Origin of the sequence: Pseudomonas sp. NyZ480 (genome assembly GCF_029537255.1) — a bacterium.
GTDB classification, from domain to species: Bacteria; Pseudomonadota; Gammaproteobacteria; order Pseudomonadales; family Pseudomonadaceae; genus Aquipseudomonas; species Aquipseudomonas taiwanensis.
In genome coordinates this window covers 1516889-1530667 of the sequence record NZ_CP120626.1, presented here as the reverse complement: position 1 = coordinate 1530667, position 13779 = coordinate 1516889, and the positions used below count along the sequence as shown (strand labels likewise).

Genomic DNA, 13779 nt, shown 5'->3' with positions numbered 1-13779 from the left:
GTTTCGCAAAGCAGAGTCGCCATGAGCCCCGACACCCTGACCGAACAACTGAGCCTGTTTCTCGATGTGCTGGAAACCAGCAGCTTCTCGGCCGCCGCCCGCCGTCACCCGCTGACGCCCTCGGCGGTGGCGCGGCGCATCGACAACCTGGAAGCGGCCGTCGGTAGCCGACTGTTCGTGCGCAGCACCCATGCCGTGCGTGCCACCCCCGCTGGCAATGCCTTCGCCGAGCGCGCCCGGCGCATCATCGAAGAGCTGCGCCTGGCCCGTGCCGAGGCAGTGTCGTTGAGCAATGCCCCGGAAGGCTTGATTCGCATCGACGCCCCGGCGGCATTCGGCCGTCGTCACCTGGCGCCGGCCATCGCCGATTTCCTGGTGGCCTACCCTGGCCTGGATGTACAACTGCGCCTGATCGACAGTTTCGTCGACCTGCATGGCAGCCACTTGGGCGAGGTGGATTTGGTGCTGCGCGCCGGTCCCCTGGCCGACACCCGACTGGTCGCCACACCGCTGGCCTACATGGTGCGTATCGCCTGCGCCAGCCCCGCCTACCTGGCCAACCGTGGCGTACCGGCTTGCCCCAGCGAGCTACCTGACCACGACGGCCTGGACTGGGACGGGCTCGCGCCGCCGTTCGCCTGGCGCTTCACGGTCGCGGGACAAACCCGCCTGTATCGCCCGCAGCGCATGCGCATGGCCGCCAACAACGCCGAAACGCTGCTGTTCGGCGCACTGGCAGGCTTGGGTGTCGCGCACCTGCCCACCTGGCTGATCAGCGACTACCTGCTGCGCGGTGAACTGATACCGCTGTTCTGCGAAGGCGGCCTGCCCGAGCCTGAGTCCAGCGGCATCTACGCACTGCGCCTTGAACATGAAACGAACTCTCGCAGCCGTTTACTGCTCGAATTTCTCAAGAGCCGCTTCAGCCCGGTTCCACCTTGGGACTTGGCCTTGCGAAGCGAATTGCGCTGGTAATGAGCGCGCCAATCATCAGCGTGCTAGATTTTCACATTGATCAATTTCAAGGATCTGCATGAACGCCGACCCCAAAGCCCCCTGTGACGAGCTGCTGTTGGATAACCAGGTCTGCTTCGCCCTGCACTCCACCTCGTTGCTGATGACCAAGGTCTACAAGCCGCTGCTGCAGGCGTTGGGGCTGACCTACCCGCAGTACCTGGCCATGCTCGTGCTCTGGGAGCAGGACGGCCTGACCGTGGGCGAAATCAGCCAACGCCTGCTCACCGACCCCGGCTCGCTTACCCCCCTGCTCAAACGCCTGGAAAGCGAAGGTTTGCTCAAGCGCACCCGCAGTCGCGAAGACGAACGCGTCGTCCTGGTGCAACTGACCGACAAGGGCCGTGCCCTCCACCAGCAAGCGCGCAGCGTGCCCCAGTGCATCCTCAAGGCCAGCGGTCATAGCCTGGAACGCTTGCAGCAGCTGCAAGCCGAACTGCTGGAACTACGCGACAACCTGCAGAAGAACCTCTGAGGACTATGCTCTGAGGTGGCCGTTCGGATGAATGGTCAAAGATTTATCTTGCGCACTAACTAATTGCGCGCTAAATTAAATCCCGTACCCACTCAGCGCCCCGGCGCACATCACTCAAGCGAGGCTCAACATGCAAAAGGTCACTCCGCTGTACATCGCCGAAGCCACCTCCACTGGCGGGCGCGACGGTAAATCCCGCTCCAGCGACGGCAAGCTGGAAGTCAAGCTGAGCACCCCGAAGGAGCTGGGCGGCGCGGGCGGTGACGGCACCAACCCCGAGCAACTGTTCGCTGCCGGTTATTCGGCCTGCTTCATCGGCGCCCTGAAATTCGTCGCAGGTCAGGAGAAGAAAGCCCTGCCAGCCGATGCCTCGATCACCGCGAACGTGGGCATCGGCCAGATCCCAGGTGGCTTTGGCCTGGACATCGACCTGCACATCAACCTGCCAGGTCTGGCGCAGGCCGATGCCGAAGGTTTGGTCGAGAAGGCGCACAAGGTTTGCCCGTATTCCAACGCCACTCGCGGTAACGTGGATGTGCGGCTGCATGTGACGGTGTGATGGATGCGCGCAGCCTCTGACACAACAGAGGCTTGCGCGGTCCCTGCAAAAGCGAAGATCCGCCAGCGGGCGAGATTCTCGCAAGCAAAAAAAACCCGGCCTAGGCCGGGTTTTCTGCGTATCGCAAGAAGTCTTACTTCTTGGAACGGCCCTTGAAGCTGCCGTCGCGGGTATCGATATCGATCCACTCGTCGATTTCGATGAAGTCGGCAACCTGTACTTCGGTACCGTTGGCCAGCTTGGCAGGCTTCATGACCTTGCCCGAGGTGTCGCCGCGAGCAGCGTTCTCGGTGTAGACGACCTGACGGCTGATGGTGGTCGGCAGTTCAACCGATACCACTTTCTCTTCGTACATGGTCAGGGCGCAGATGTCCTGCATGCCTTCTTCGATGTACGGCAGAACGGCGTCGATGTCTTCGGCGTTCAGTTCGTACATGGTGTAGTCGGTGGTGTCCATGAAGGTGTAGGCGTCACCGCTGATGAACGACAGAGTCACTTCCTTGCGATCGAGGATCACGTCGTCCAGCTTGTCGTCGGCGAAGTAGACGGTTTCAGTCTTGTAGCCGGTCAGCAGGTTCTTCAGCTTGGTCTTCATGATCGCGCTGTTGCGACCGGACTTGGTGAATTCGGCTTTCTGTACCAGCCACGGGTCGTTGTCGATCCGCAGTACGGTACCGGGTTTCAGTTCTTTACCAGTTTTCATTACAAAGTATCCGAATCTGGATGGATTTATAAAAATCGAGGCCGCGTATCATAGCCAATTTCGGTAAAACTGTACCAGCGTCATGGCAAGGTCCGGCTGAGCGGCCTGTTTGGTGCACCAATGGCGGGCATGCGCCTGCAGCTCGTCCCAGTGGGCCAGCACCCCGCGCCACGGGGCGCCCATGTCGCGATGCATGTTCCAGGCACGCCAGAGCTCGACCAGTGCTTCACCGGCTTCTTCCGACAACCCATGTCGATAAATCGCCAAGAACGCTTCAAGTTTTTCCCAGTGAGCGTTCTCGTCCTGCACATAGATGTGCCACAGCAGCGGCCGCCCTGCCCACTGGGCGCGGACGAAGGAGTCTTCGCCCCGCACGGCATTGAAGTCACAGCACCAGAGCACGCGGTCGTAGTCGTCCTGGCTGACGAAAGGCAGCACCTGCACTGTCAACGCGCCTTTGCGGCGCAGGTCGCCCGGGGCCAACGATGCCTCCCCCAGCCAACCTTGCAGGTCACCCAGGATACGCCCCTCCGGCACCAGCAAGTGGGTGGGCCGCTCTGCCTCGGCCATGGCATCGAGCCAACCACTCAGCTGCGAGTTCTCGTAGGCGAACAGCGAAACCAAGCGGGCATCGGCCTGGGGGTGCACTCCCAGCCGGTTAAGGAACGCCTCGCGTAGCCCGGGGCTGGCCTCGAAGGCCTCTCGTTGCACAAGCAAGGAGGCTTCGCGCAGCAAGCCGCCGGTCTTGTCGCTGAAACCGGGAAAGAAAAACACCGTGCGCAGGCCGCTGGGCTGCGGCGAAGGCAAGCCATGGCAACCTTCCACCCAGTCCTCGGCGCTGAGGTATTCCAGGTTCAGCCATAACGTCGAAGTGGGCCTCAACCCGTCGATGTAGGCCGGCGGCAAGCGGCAGCCAAAGGCGCCGATCACGACCTCAGGGGCGTTCACTGGCCGCCAGTCGGTCGGCCAGCGGCGCACGTCGACGCCTTGCTGCCACTGCTGGTCGGCCGCAGGGTCGGCGCCAGGGCACAGGCGCACGAAGGCCTGCAGGTCATCCACCCACAGGCGCACCGCCAGGCCGTGCTCGGCCACCAGTTGCCGGGCCAGGCGCCAGGTCACGCCGATGTCGCCATAGTTGTCGACGACGGTGCAGAAAATGTCCCAGGTGGCCTTCATGTGCCCTACCCTCGTCGTACGGAAAAGCAGCGGATTCTGCGCATAAATTGTCCCCGACAAAAGCACCGACGCTGAAAAAACCCTCGGTGCCATGCGACAATACCCGCTCGTCCCGCCTTGCCAGGAGGCCACCATGCCCCGCCACCGTGAACTGAAAATCACCCTGAAGCCACTGCAACTGATCCTGTGCGTGGCTTTCGGCCTGTGGCTGGGCGCCGTGGCCATCGCCCTGAGCCTATGGCTGGCCTTGCAGTATTGGCCCGACCAGGTACAGCCGGTGGCCCAGGCCGTCGCCCCCACCTACGCGCACCCCGCTGCACCACCTGTGCAACCAGCCGATGCGCAAAGCGAGATGTTCGAACGCTACAAAGACATCCTGCAAAAGCAGGAAATGCAACAGGCCGCCGAAGCTGCCCAAGGCAACCCACGCAATCTCAACAGCCCCAAGTGCCAGTTCTGGCTGCAACAGAACCGCACCGCGCCAACCGACAAGAGCCAGGCCAATGTCCTGGAGTTCTGCTACTGACCATGAACAAAGCCGCCCTCCTTGCCCAGATCGTCGCCACCCTGGAACACGACATGGACGTGTTGCGTCGCGCTGCCCAAAGCGCCTACGAAACCGCCACGGCTGAAGAGAATATCGCCGAGAACAAGTACGACACCCTGGGCCTCGAGGCCTCGTACCTGGCCACCGGCCAGGCCCGGCGCACGGCCGAGATTCGTCAGGCATTGCTGACCTACCAGCAGTTGGTGCTGCGCGACTACGACCCGTCGCGCGGGGTACAGGTGAGCAACCTGGTGACGCTGGAGGATGAAGATGGCGCACGTCGGGTGCTGTTCCTCGGGCCGGAAGCCGCCGGGCTGAAGATCGGCGAGGGGGATGAACGGGTAACCGTCATTACCCCTCGGTCGCCTTTGGGCCAGCAACTGGTTGGCAAGCGGGTCGAGGATGAAATCATCCTGGGCAACCAGGCGCTGTTTATCGTCGAGGTCGACTGACAGTACTTTACCGCCGGCAAGCAGCGATTCCTTCACGTCGCCTGCAAGGCATCGAACCGCGTCGCCAACCCCTGCGCGGCGAACTGCTGCGCCACGAAATCGATGAACGCCCGCGTTTTGCCCGGCAGCAATTTGTGCCCGGCGTAGTACAGGCAGATGTGCCCGTCGTCCACGTACCAATCCGGCAGCACCCGCTGCAGCCTTCCGGCCTCCAGGTAGGGCACGGCGAACGGCAGGCTGACCAGGGCAACCCCCAGCCCCTGCTGCGCCACGGCGCAAGCGGCATCTGAGTCGCTCATGGTCATGGCCTGTCGCATCAGCAACGGCTGCTGGTCTTGCCAACGGCTGGTCAACGGCCAGGAACGCACCCGACCGGTCTGCGGCGAACGGATGAAAATGCCATCGTGACGCTGCAATGACGGCGGACCGTCTATCGGCGCATGGCGCAGCAGGTACTCAGGTGCCGCCACCAGAACCCGATGGGCCGGGGTGAGCTTGCGCGCCACCACGCCCAGGGGCAGATCGAAGCCGCCACCAATGGCCGCATCGAAACCCTGGCCGATCAGGTCGACCTGACGGTTATCGAAATGCCAGTCCGGTGTGATCGCTGGGTATTGCCGCAGAAATTCGCCCAACAGCGGCACCACGTACAAGCGCCCGAACACCGTGCCCATGCTCACCCTCAGCAGCCCGGCAGGCTGGCCCTCGGCACTGGCCAGGTTGGCTATGGCGTGCTGGATGGTGCGAAAACTGTCGCTGACCTCGCCCAGAAAGCGCTGGCCGGCTTCGGTCAGGGTCAGCTTGCGCGTACTACGCTGGAACAGACGCACACCCAGGCGCGCCTCCAACTGGGCGACATGCTTGCCCACTGCGGCAGGCGTGAGGCTCAGCCGGCGGGCCGCCTCGGCGAAGCTACCCACCTCGGCGCTACGGATAAAACACTCGATGGCGCTGAACGATTCCATGGCCATGATTGGCAACCAAATGTTTACTCAGCTGATAGTGATTGCCATCTTATCAGCACCTAATCGACGACTGATACTGCGTCCATCCACGGCATACGGCCTGGCTTTCCACTGGAGATCACTATGTCCAAGCAACTCACACTCGAAGGCAAGGTCGCCCTGGTCCAGGGCGGCTCGCGCGGTATCGGCGCAGCGATCGTGCGGCGTCTGGCCCGTGAGGGCGCCAAGGTCGCCTTCACCTATGTCAGCTCCGCCGGCCCCGCCGAAGAGCTGGCCCGGGAAATCAACGCGCAAGGCGGCCAGGCACTGGCGCTGCGCGCCGACAGTGCCGATGCAGCCGCCGTGCAAATGGCTGTGGATGACACGGTAAAACAGCTCGGCCGCCTCGATATCCTGGTCAATAACGCCGGCGTGCTGGCGGTGGCGCCAATCACCGAGTTCGACCTCGCCGAATTCGACCGCATGCTGGCAGTCAACGTGCGCAGCGTGTTCGTCGCCAGCCAGGCGGCAGCACGCTACATGAGCGAAGGTGGGCGGATCATCACCATCGGCAGTACCAACGCCGAACGCATGCCCTTCGCCGGTGGCGCCCCCTATGCCATGAGCAAATCCGCCCTGGTCGGCCTGACCCGCGGCATGGCTCGCGACCTGGGGCCAAGGGGCATCACGGTGAACAACGTGCAACCTGGCCCGGTGGACACCGACATGAACCCGGCCAGCGGGGAGTTTGCGGAAAGCCTCATTCCATTGATGGCCATCGGGCGTTACGGGCAGGCGGATGAAATCGCCAGCTTCGTCGCCTACCTGGCAGGACCGGAGGCTGGCTACATCACCGGGGCCAGCCTGACGGCAGATGGTGGGTTTGCGGCCTGAGATTCGGCTGGGGCTTTATCACCGGCAAGCCGGCTCCTACAGATAGCCCACCGTGGGAGCTGGCTAGCCAGCGATCAGGCCCGATCCGCCAGCAGGTGCTGCTCCATGACTTCGAGAAACGCCCGCGCCGCCGGCGTCGGGCTCTGCGACCACACCGCGTACAAATGACGCACCGGCGCATCTCCCAGGCGCGCCACCGCCACACCCGGCATGCCTTCGGCCAGTCGCTCCGGCACCAGCCCCACGGCCATACCGCGCTGCACGAACTTCTCGACCAGACGAATATGGCCGATCTCGAACTGCACCCGCCGCTGCACGCCCACCGCCAGGAACGCCTCGTCGGTCTGGCGCCGCGCCCCCGTGCCTTCGGGGAAGTCCACCAAGACCTCGTTCGCCAGGTCAGCCAGCGCCAGTTGACCACGGCCAGCCAGGATGTGCGTGGGTGGCAACAACGCCACCAACTCCTCCCGTGCCAACAGACGGTGGCGCACCCCTTGCGGCTCCTCGCCCTGCCACAGACCGATGAACCCAACGTCCAGGCGCCGCTCGCACACATCGGCCACCAGCAGCTCGCTCTTGGCGGTCAACCAGCGTACGTCCACATCCGGATGGCGCCTGTGGAACACCGCCAGCAGATCAACCAGGTCCAACGCCGTGAGCGAACTGATCTCGCCAATCGACAGACGCCCCCTCACCTGGCCACAGGCCGCCGCGACGTCATCGGCAATCCGTCGGGCAGCTTGCACGGCCGGACGCGCACTGAGAACGAATGCTTCGCCTGCGTGGGTCAGGCGCACCCGCCGCGAACTGCGCTCGAACAGGCTCACGCCCAACTGCGCCTCCAGGCGTGCAACCTGATGACTGAGCGCCGATTGCACCACGTGGCAGCGCTCGGCGGCACGGGTGAAACTGCCGGTGTCGGCGACGGCCAGGGCGTACTCAAGCTGCTTGAGGTTCATCGAATCAATCTGCTTTTTAGATGGACAAGCTGAAAACTATACATTGGTGTCATTCTCAAGACTTCCCGATACTGACGCCCACTGATTTCTGCCCGCAACGAGATGCTCATGAACACCCCTACCCTCAGTCGCGCCCTCATCCTGCTGATGGCCACCGCCACTGGCCTGGCCGTGGCCAGCAACTACTACGCCCAGCCACTGCTGCACAGCATCGCCGAACAGTTCGGCCTGAGCACCGCCAGTGCCGGTAGCATCGTCATTGCCGCCCAGCTCAGTTATGGCGCGGGCCTGCTGCTGCTGGCACCGCTGGGCGACCTGTTCGAACAGCGCCGACTGATCGTGGTGATGACGGCCATCTCGACCTTGGGCCTGGTAATCAGCGCTTGCGCGCCGAGCCTGCCCTGGTTGCTGCTGGGCACGGCACTGACCGGGCTGTTCTCGGTGGTGGCGCAGATTCTGGTGCCCATGGCCGCGGCCCTGAGCGCGCCAGACCAGCGGGGCCGTGCAGTGGGTACGCTGATGAGCGGCCTGTTGCTGGGTATTCTGCTGGCCCGCACGGCTGCAGGCTTCATGGCAGAACTCGGCGGGTGGCGCAGTATCTACGTGCTCGCGGCCGTCCTCATGGCGGTATCCGCCATCGCCCTCTATCGCAGTTTGCCGCAGCACAACAGCCATGCCGGGCTGAAGTACCCGGCACTGATCGGTTCGGTGTTCCGCCTGTTCGTGCAAGAACCGGTGCTGCGCCTGCGTTCTTTGCTTGGCCTGCTGGCATTCAGCCTGTTCGCGCTGTTCTGGACGCCACTGGCCTTCCTCCTGGCCAGTGAGCCCTACCACTATTCGGATGCCGTGATCGGGCTGTTCGGCCTGGCTGGCGCGGCGGGAGCGCTGTCGGCGAACTGGGCAGGTCGTTTGGCCGACCGCGGCAAGGGCTCACTGGGCACCACCGTCGGCCTGGTCGCGCTGATGCTGTCGTGGGTGCCTCTGGGCTTTGCCGAGCAGTCCCTGCTGGCGCTGCTACTGGGCGTGCTGGTACTCGACCTGGCGGTGCAGCTGGTGCATGTGAGCAACCAGAACGCGGTGATTGCCCTTCGTCCAGAAGCCCGCACACGGCTCAATGCCGGGTACATCACGTGCTACTTCATTGGCGGCGCTTTGGGCTCGCTGCTGGGAACGCAATTGTTCCAGCACCACGGCTGGATGGGCATCGTCACGGCCGGCCTTGCCATTGGGGCGCTGGCACTGTTGGTCTGGGCAATGGCCGAGCGCAAACGCAAGCGTGCGCTACAACTTACCTGAGCCACGCCTGCCGGCAGGACCGCGACCAACCGCCACGACCCTCCGTCGCCCGATCGTTGACTTGCCGGCCAAGGAGGGGCTCAGTAGGTGTTGGTCAAGACCCTTTCCCGACAGGACGACTCAATGACAAGGCTCACGGTTCAATCCGGCGATTTCTTGCAAGGTGAAGGCGAGTACCGCAATGGAGCGCTCACTCTCAAGACCCCCCGCAGCCCCTCGCCCGGCGAGCGGATTTCTCTCACACGAATCACCGACCTCAGGCTCGCCAGCCTTGAGTCCAGCCGCAGCCTGGGTACCGCGATCGGCTGGGGCGTGGCGGGTGCCTTGGTGGCAGGCCCGGTCGGCTTGCTGGCCGGGCTGTGGCTCGGCGGCAAGGAAGAGGAAGCGACCTTCCTCGCCACCTTCAAGGATGGTCGCAAGTTGATGGCCATCACCGACGGCAAGACCTGGTCGAAGATCGATGACAGTTGGCGTCGCCATCGGCATCCGGCCTCTAACGACTGAGTATTGCGGTGATGCCGCTATCGCGAGCAAGGCTCGCTCCTACGCGCCGGTCACCCAAAACGGTCGCGCGCAAATCCCGCAGGACTCAGTGGCCCGAAAAAAACGTAGGAGCGAGCCTTGCTCGCGATGCGCCGCGCGGGCGGCGCTCGATCTCACAGCCGAAAAGATCTCCCGATGAACCCCTGTGAGCCCCAAAACAAAAAGCCCCCGAACCTTTCAGTTCGGGGGCTTTTCGCAGAATGTGGCGGTGAAGAAGGGATTTGAACCCTTGATACGATTTCTCGTATACACACTTTCCAGGCGTGCTCCTTCGACCACTCGGACACTTCACCGTTTTCTCTTCAAGCTATTCAGCCTGTCGAGGCGCGCTAATTTAGTAGAAGGCTTTTCCTTTGGCAAGCATTTTTTTCAGAATTTTCATGCGCTTAAGCAAATTCTCCGAAAAACCTCGCTTGGCAGGGCAATGCTGCCAATCTCGCTTGCGCTTTTACCCTCTCCTGACGCCCTCCCCCGACACGGCAAGGCATGGCGCGCAAACGCTGACTGACTGGTCAGCCTTACTGCTTTACCTGGCTGGCGGTGCTGGGTAACGTCGTTGCCACGTTACCCAAAGGACTCTGCCATGAGCGAGCTGATTACCTACCACGCCGAAGACGGCATCGTCACCCTGACCCTGAACAACGGCAAGGTCAACGCCATCTCGCCGGATGTCATCGTGGCCTTCAACGCAGCCCTGGATCGCGCAGCACAGGAACGAGCAGTGGTGATCATCACCGGCCAGCCGGGCATTCTTTCCGGGGGCTACGACCTCAAGGTGATGACCGCGGGCCCCAAGGAAGCCATCGGCCTGGTGACCGCAGGCTCGACCCTGACCCGCCGTTTGCTCTCGCACCCGTTCCCGATCATCGTCGCCTGCCCGGGCAATGCCGTGGCCAAGGGTGCCTTCCTGTTGCTGTCGGCCGACTACCGCATCGGCGTCGAAGGGCCTTACAAGATTTGCCTGAACGAAGTGCAGATCGGCATGACCATGCACCATGCCGGCATCGAGCTGGCACGGGACCGGTTGAGCCGCGCCGCGTTCCAGCGTGCGGTCAACAATGCCGAGGTATTCACCCCGCAGGCGGCCGTGGACGCTGGCTTCCTCGACAAGGTAGTGCCTGCCGAGCAGCTGCAGGAAGCCGCCCTGGCGGCGGCGCGTGAGCTGAAGAAACTCAACATGCTGGCCCACAAGAACACCAAGCTGAAAGTGCGCAAAGGGCTGTTGGATGCCCTGGATGAAGCAATCCTGGCGGACCAGAACCCTATGGGTTGAGCCCCACCAAGGATGCCGCCCCTGTGGGAGCGCCCTGTCGCGACGCAAGGCTGCTCCCACGACAATGAGACCTTCACAGGCGCTCACCCAAGGTTTGCCCCAAACAGTGCACAGCCGTACACTGCGCCGCGACTGTCTGGTGTGAGTCGTACCATGCTTTATTCCCTTCGCATGCTCCTGCTGGGGCTGCACTTTCTGCTGGTGGGTGCCGTCGGCCTGGTCATTGGCCTGTGCCGCCCTTTCAACCCCGACAACAGCCGTATCTTTGCCCGACTGTACAGCCTGCCGGCCACCTGGATGATGCGCATCAAGGTCAAGTCCGAAGTGGGCCCGCTGTGGGACCAGCCCCCCGGTTGCGTGATCGTCGCCAACCACCAGTCCAACTTCGACCTGTTCATCCTTGGCCATGTGGTACCGCAGCGGACCGTGGCCATCGGCAAGAAAAGCCTGGGCTGGATTCCGCTGTTCGGCCAGTTGTTCTGGCTTGGCGGCAACGTGCTGGTCGACCGCCAGAACGCCTACCAGGCGCGCAAAGCCATGCAGCAGACCACCCGTACCCTGCGCAACGACACCTCGATCTGGATTTTCCCGGAGGGCACGCGCAACCCCGAAGCGAAGCTGCTGGCGTTCAAGAAAGGCGCCTTTCACATGGCCGTCGAAGCCGGTGTGCCAATCGTGCCGGTGTGCGTCAGCCGCTACGCCCGACGCCTGAGTCTCAACAGCTGGCGCCAGCGCACGGTGATCGTGCGGTCGCTGCCACCCATCGCCACCACCGGCATGACCCAGCAAGACCTGCCGGCCCTGATCGAACACTGCCGCACGCAAATGCAGCAGTGCATCGACCACATGGAAAACGAACTGCCCCATGCCTGACTTCGCCTAACCGACAGGTTGCTCTCGCGCCCTTCACGGCCCAAGCTGTAGGACGTGTTCAACCGACAAAAGCGGACAACCATGGGGCGAGTCGTGGCATCGGCGGTGTACAGCGCCGGCAGAAAAGTCACCAACATCAGCATCGACGAAGGCAGCGAGTGGGCACGCAAGCCAGGGCACTTCGTCTGGATCGGCCTGGAAGAGCCCAACGCCGAGGAGCTGGCCAACCTGCAGTGCCAGTTCAACCTGCACGAACTGGCTATCGAAGATGCCCTGGAAAAGCACAGCCGCCCCAAGCTGGAAACCTTCGGCGACGCCCTGTTCATCGTCACCTACTCCCCCGTCCGACATGAAGGCAAGCTGGAATTCATCGAAACCCATATCTTCGCTGGCAACGGGTACATCATCACGTGCCGTAACGGCCACTCGAAATCCTACGCCCTGGTGCGTCAACGCTGCGAGGCGCGCCCCCTGCTGCTGGAACATGGCGAAGACTTCGTGCTGTACGCGCTGCTCGACTTCGTCACCGAGAACTACCAGCCCGTCAGCGAAGCCATTCATGGCGAAATCGAGGAGCTGGAGCAAAGCGTGCTCAGCGGCTCGCTGAAGGAAGAAGACATCCAGCGCCTGCACAGCCTGCGCCGCGACATCCTGCGCCTGCGCCGCTACGTGGCACCGATGGTGGAAGTGAGCGAGGAACTGCAGCGCCTGAGTTTCCCGTTCATCGACAAGAACATGCGCCCGTACTTTCGCGACGTGCAGATCCATGTCACCCGGCAGATGGAGGATTTGGCCGGCATTCGTGACATCGCCAGCCAGACCATCGAGATCGGCATGCTGCTGGAGTCGTCACGGCAGAGCATCGTGCAGCGCAAGTTCGCCGCCTGGGCGGCGATTCTCGCCTTCCCCACGGCGATTGCCGGCATCTACGGGATGAACTTCCAGAACATGCCGGAACTGGGCTGGCACTATGGCTACTTTGGCGTGCTGGGGTTGATTGGCGTGGGGTGTACGGCGCTGTATGCCAGTTTCAAGCGGTCGGGGTGGTTGTAGAGGCTGTCGCGCAGCCCCGTCGACGGCCAGCCGGCTCCTACCTCAGGACCCGGCTGGCTGGCGATCACGCGGCGTTATCGCCGGCCTTCGCCGTCTGCCCAACGAAGCGCATCATCCATTCCCCGACCAGGTCTCCCTGGTGCTCCGAGGCCAGGCTGGCAACGGCCTTCTGGTACACCTCATGCCCCAGGAAGTCCTTGCGCGCGTCGAGCAGTGCCCGGGAGTAGTCGTGAACGAACTCTGGGTGGCCCTGGAAGCACAGCACCTGGTCACGAATGTGATAGGCAGCATTCGGGCAGAAATCGCTGGAGGCGATCACCGTGGCGCCTTCGGGCAACTCGGTCACCTGGTCCTGGTGGCTGATCAGCAGGGTCAGTTCTGACACTTCCGGGTCCATCCATGGCGCATGGGCTGCCAGCGAATAACGGTGGATGCCCACCCCCCAACCCTTGTCGGCACGTTCGGCCTTGCCACCGAGGGTCAACGCCAGGAGCTGGTGGCCGAAGCACACGCCCAGAAGCTTCTCGCCACGCTCATAAAGCTTGAGCAGGTAGGCCTTGAGGGTCTGGATCCAGGGGTCATCACCGAACGAGTCAGCCTTGCTGCCTGTGACCAGGTAGGCATCGAACTTATCGCCATCGGGTGGGTAGTCACCGTTCATGACGTTGTACACGTCGAATTCGGCGGCAATGGGCTGACGCGAGAACAGCTGCTCGAACATCCTTCCGTAGCCCTGGTACTGCGCGACCAGCTCAGGTCGCAGGACATCGGTTTCAAGGATGCAGATGCGTAACGACATAGGGATAGTCCTGAACGACATGGGTGGGAATCTGCTGTAGAGACTGACGCGAAAGGCACGTACAAGCAAGTAGGCTGCACTGACGAACGGTCACATTTCGTCGGCGTCCTGGTCCCGGGTACGCAGCGGTCTAGCCAGAGGATGCCAGCAAGCTGGCCTTTGGCCTCATAACCGTATTTCAGCAATTTGCTCATCTTTTAGAACAAAGGGTTCTCTGGT

General features: G+C 62.8%; 16 protein-coding genes and 1 tRNA gene. 11 read left to right on the top strand and 6 right to left on the bottom strand.

The features are described from left to right. The first annotated feature begins 21 nt into the window (after positions 1 to 21). The 3 genes from P3R38_RS06935 (at position 22) to P3R38_RS06925 (ending at position 2048) form a co-directional block, all read left to right on the top strand. Positions 22 to 975: a LysR family transcriptional regulator gene (locus P3R38_RS06935; protein ID WP_027907250.1), complete on the top strand. Its 954-nt coding sequence runs from the start codon at positions 22 to 24 to the stop codon at positions 973 to 975. Positions 976 to 1033: 58 nt separating this feature from the next. Next, positions 1034 to 1489, top strand: a complete 456-nt coding sequence (locus tag P3R38_RS06930) for a MarR family transcriptional regulator (RefSeq protein ID WP_023379358.1) — start codon at positions 1034 to 1036, stop codon at positions 1487 to 1489. 130 nt (positions 1490 to 1619) lie between these two features. Next, positions 1620 to 2048, top strand: coding sequence for an organic hydroperoxide resistance protein (locus tag P3R38_RS06925; RefSeq protein WP_023379357.1), 429 nt, complete (start codon positions 1620 to 1622; stop codon positions 2046 to 2048). 133 nt (positions 2049 to 2181) lie between these two features. Here the strand turns inward: P3R38_RS06925 and efp are convergent, their stop codons facing one another. Together efp and earP are read right to left on the bottom strand one after the other, a co-directional pair. Continuing rightward, positions 2182 to 2751, bottom strand: a complete 570-nt coding sequence (gene efp / locus P3R38_RS06920; RefSeq protein WP_023379356.1) for an elongation factor P — start codon at positions 2749 to 2751, stop codon at positions 2182 to 2184. 48 nt (positions 2752 to 2799) lie between these two features. Continuing rightward, positions 2800 to 3927: an elongation factor P maturation arginine rhamnosyltransferase EarP gene (earP, locus tag P3R38_RS06915; RefSeq protein WP_277686938.1), complete on the bottom strand. Its 1128-nt coding sequence runs from the start codon at positions 3925 to 3927 to the stop codon at positions 2800 to 2802. Positions 3928 to 4060: 133 nt separating this feature from the next. On the opposite strand from earP, the gene P3R38_RS06910 reads away from it, so the two are divergent. Together P3R38_RS06910 and P3R38_RS06905 are read left to right on the top strand one after the other, a co-directional pair. Then, on the top strand, positions 4061 to 4453 hold the full coding sequence (locus P3R38_RS06910) for a hypothetical protein (protein ID WP_023379354.1): 393 nt from the start codon (positions 4061 to 4063) through the stop codon (positions 4451 to 4453). Positions 4454 to 4455: 2 nt separating this feature from the next. Next, on the top strand, positions 4456 to 4926 hold the full coding sequence (locus P3R38_RS06905; RefSeq protein WP_023379353.1) for a GreA/GreB family elongation factor: 471 nt from the start codon (positions 4456 to 4458) through the stop codon (positions 4924 to 4926). Positions 4927 to 4958: 32 nt separating this feature from the next. On the opposite strand, the gene P3R38_RS06900 is transcribed toward P3R38_RS06905, so the two are convergent. Continuing rightward, entirely contained in the window at positions 4959 to 5897 is a 939-nt protein-coding gene (locus P3R38_RS06900; RefSeq protein WP_027907249.1) for a LysR family transcriptional regulator, read from the bottom strand. Positions 5898 to 6014: 117 nt separating this feature from the next. Here P3R38_RS06900 and P3R38_RS06895 point away from each other — a divergent pair, with 117 nt between their 5' ends. Further along, positions 6015 to 6764, top strand: a complete 750-nt coding sequence (locus P3R38_RS06895; protein WP_023379351.1) for a 3-oxoacyl-ACP reductase family protein — start codon at positions 6015 to 6017, stop codon at positions 6762 to 6764. A gap of 74 nt (positions 6765 to 6838) precedes the next feature. Here P3R38_RS06895 and P3R38_RS06890 read toward each other — a convergent pair whose 3' ends face one another. Further along, entirely contained in the window at positions 6839 to 7723 is an 885-nt protein-coding gene (locus tag P3R38_RS06890) for a LysR family transcriptional regulator (RefSeq protein ID WP_023379350.1), read from the bottom strand. A gap of 108 nt (positions 7724 to 7831) precedes the next feature. Between P3R38_RS06890 and P3R38_RS06885 the strand changes: the two genes are divergently transcribed. Both P3R38_RS06885 and P3R38_RS06880 read left to right on the top strand, forming a co-directional pair. Next, the gene (locus P3R38_RS06885) at positions 7832 to 9019 is read left to right on the top strand and encodes an MFS transporter (RefSeq protein WP_023379349.1); all 1188 of its coding nucleotides are present in this window, start codon (positions 7832 to 7834) and stop codon (positions 9017 to 9019) included. Between the two features lie 123 nt (positions 9020 to 9142). Beyond that, the gene (locus P3R38_RS06880; RefSeq protein ID WP_023379348.1) at positions 9143 to 9523 is read left to right on the top strand and encodes a hypothetical protein; all 381 of its coding nucleotides are present in this window, start codon (positions 9143 to 9145) and stop codon (positions 9521 to 9523) included. 242 nt (positions 9524 to 9765) lie between these two features. Here the strand turns inward: P3R38_RS06880 and P3R38_RS06875 are convergent. Continuing rightward, positions 9766 to 9855, bottom strand: a tRNA-Ser gene (locus tag P3R38_RS06875). A 290-nt stretch (positions 9856 to 10145) separates the two neighbouring features. Between P3R38_RS06875 and P3R38_RS06870 the strand changes: the two genes are divergently transcribed. The 3 genes from P3R38_RS06870 to P3R38_RS06860 all read left to right on the top strand — a co-directional run bounded on the left by P3R38_RS06870 (position 10146) and on the right by P3R38_RS06860 (position 12761). Next, positions 10146 to 10835 carry a crotonase/enoyl-CoA hydratase family protein gene (locus tag P3R38_RS06870; protein ID WP_023379347.1) on the top strand — a complete coding sequence of 230 codons (690 nt, stop codon included), beginning with the start codon at positions 10146 to 10148 and terminating at the stop codon, positions 10833 to 10835. A gap of 153 nt (positions 10836 to 10988) precedes the next feature. Then, positions 10989 to 11708, top strand: a complete 720-nt coding sequence (locus P3R38_RS06865) for a lysophospholipid acyltransferase family protein (RefSeq protein WP_023379346.1) — start codon at positions 10989 to 10991, stop codon at positions 11706 to 11708. An 81-nt stretch (positions 11709 to 11789) separates the two neighbouring features. Continuing rightward, positions 11790 to 12761 (top strand): magnesium and cobalt transport protein CorA, encoded by a 972-nt coding sequence (locus P3R38_RS06860; RefSeq protein ID WP_023379345.1) that lies wholly within the window; start codon positions 11790 to 11792, stop codon positions 12759 to 12761. Between the two features lie 64 nt (positions 12762 to 12825). Here P3R38_RS06860 and P3R38_RS06855 read toward each other — a convergent pair whose 3' ends face one another. After that, positions 12826 to 13560 carry an amidotransferase gene (locus tag P3R38_RS06855; protein ID WP_023379344.1) on the bottom strand — a complete coding sequence of 245 codons (735 nt, stop codon included), beginning with the start codon at positions 13558 to 13560 and terminating at the stop codon, positions 12826 to 12828. Positions 13561 to 13779: the final 219 nt, after the last annotated feature.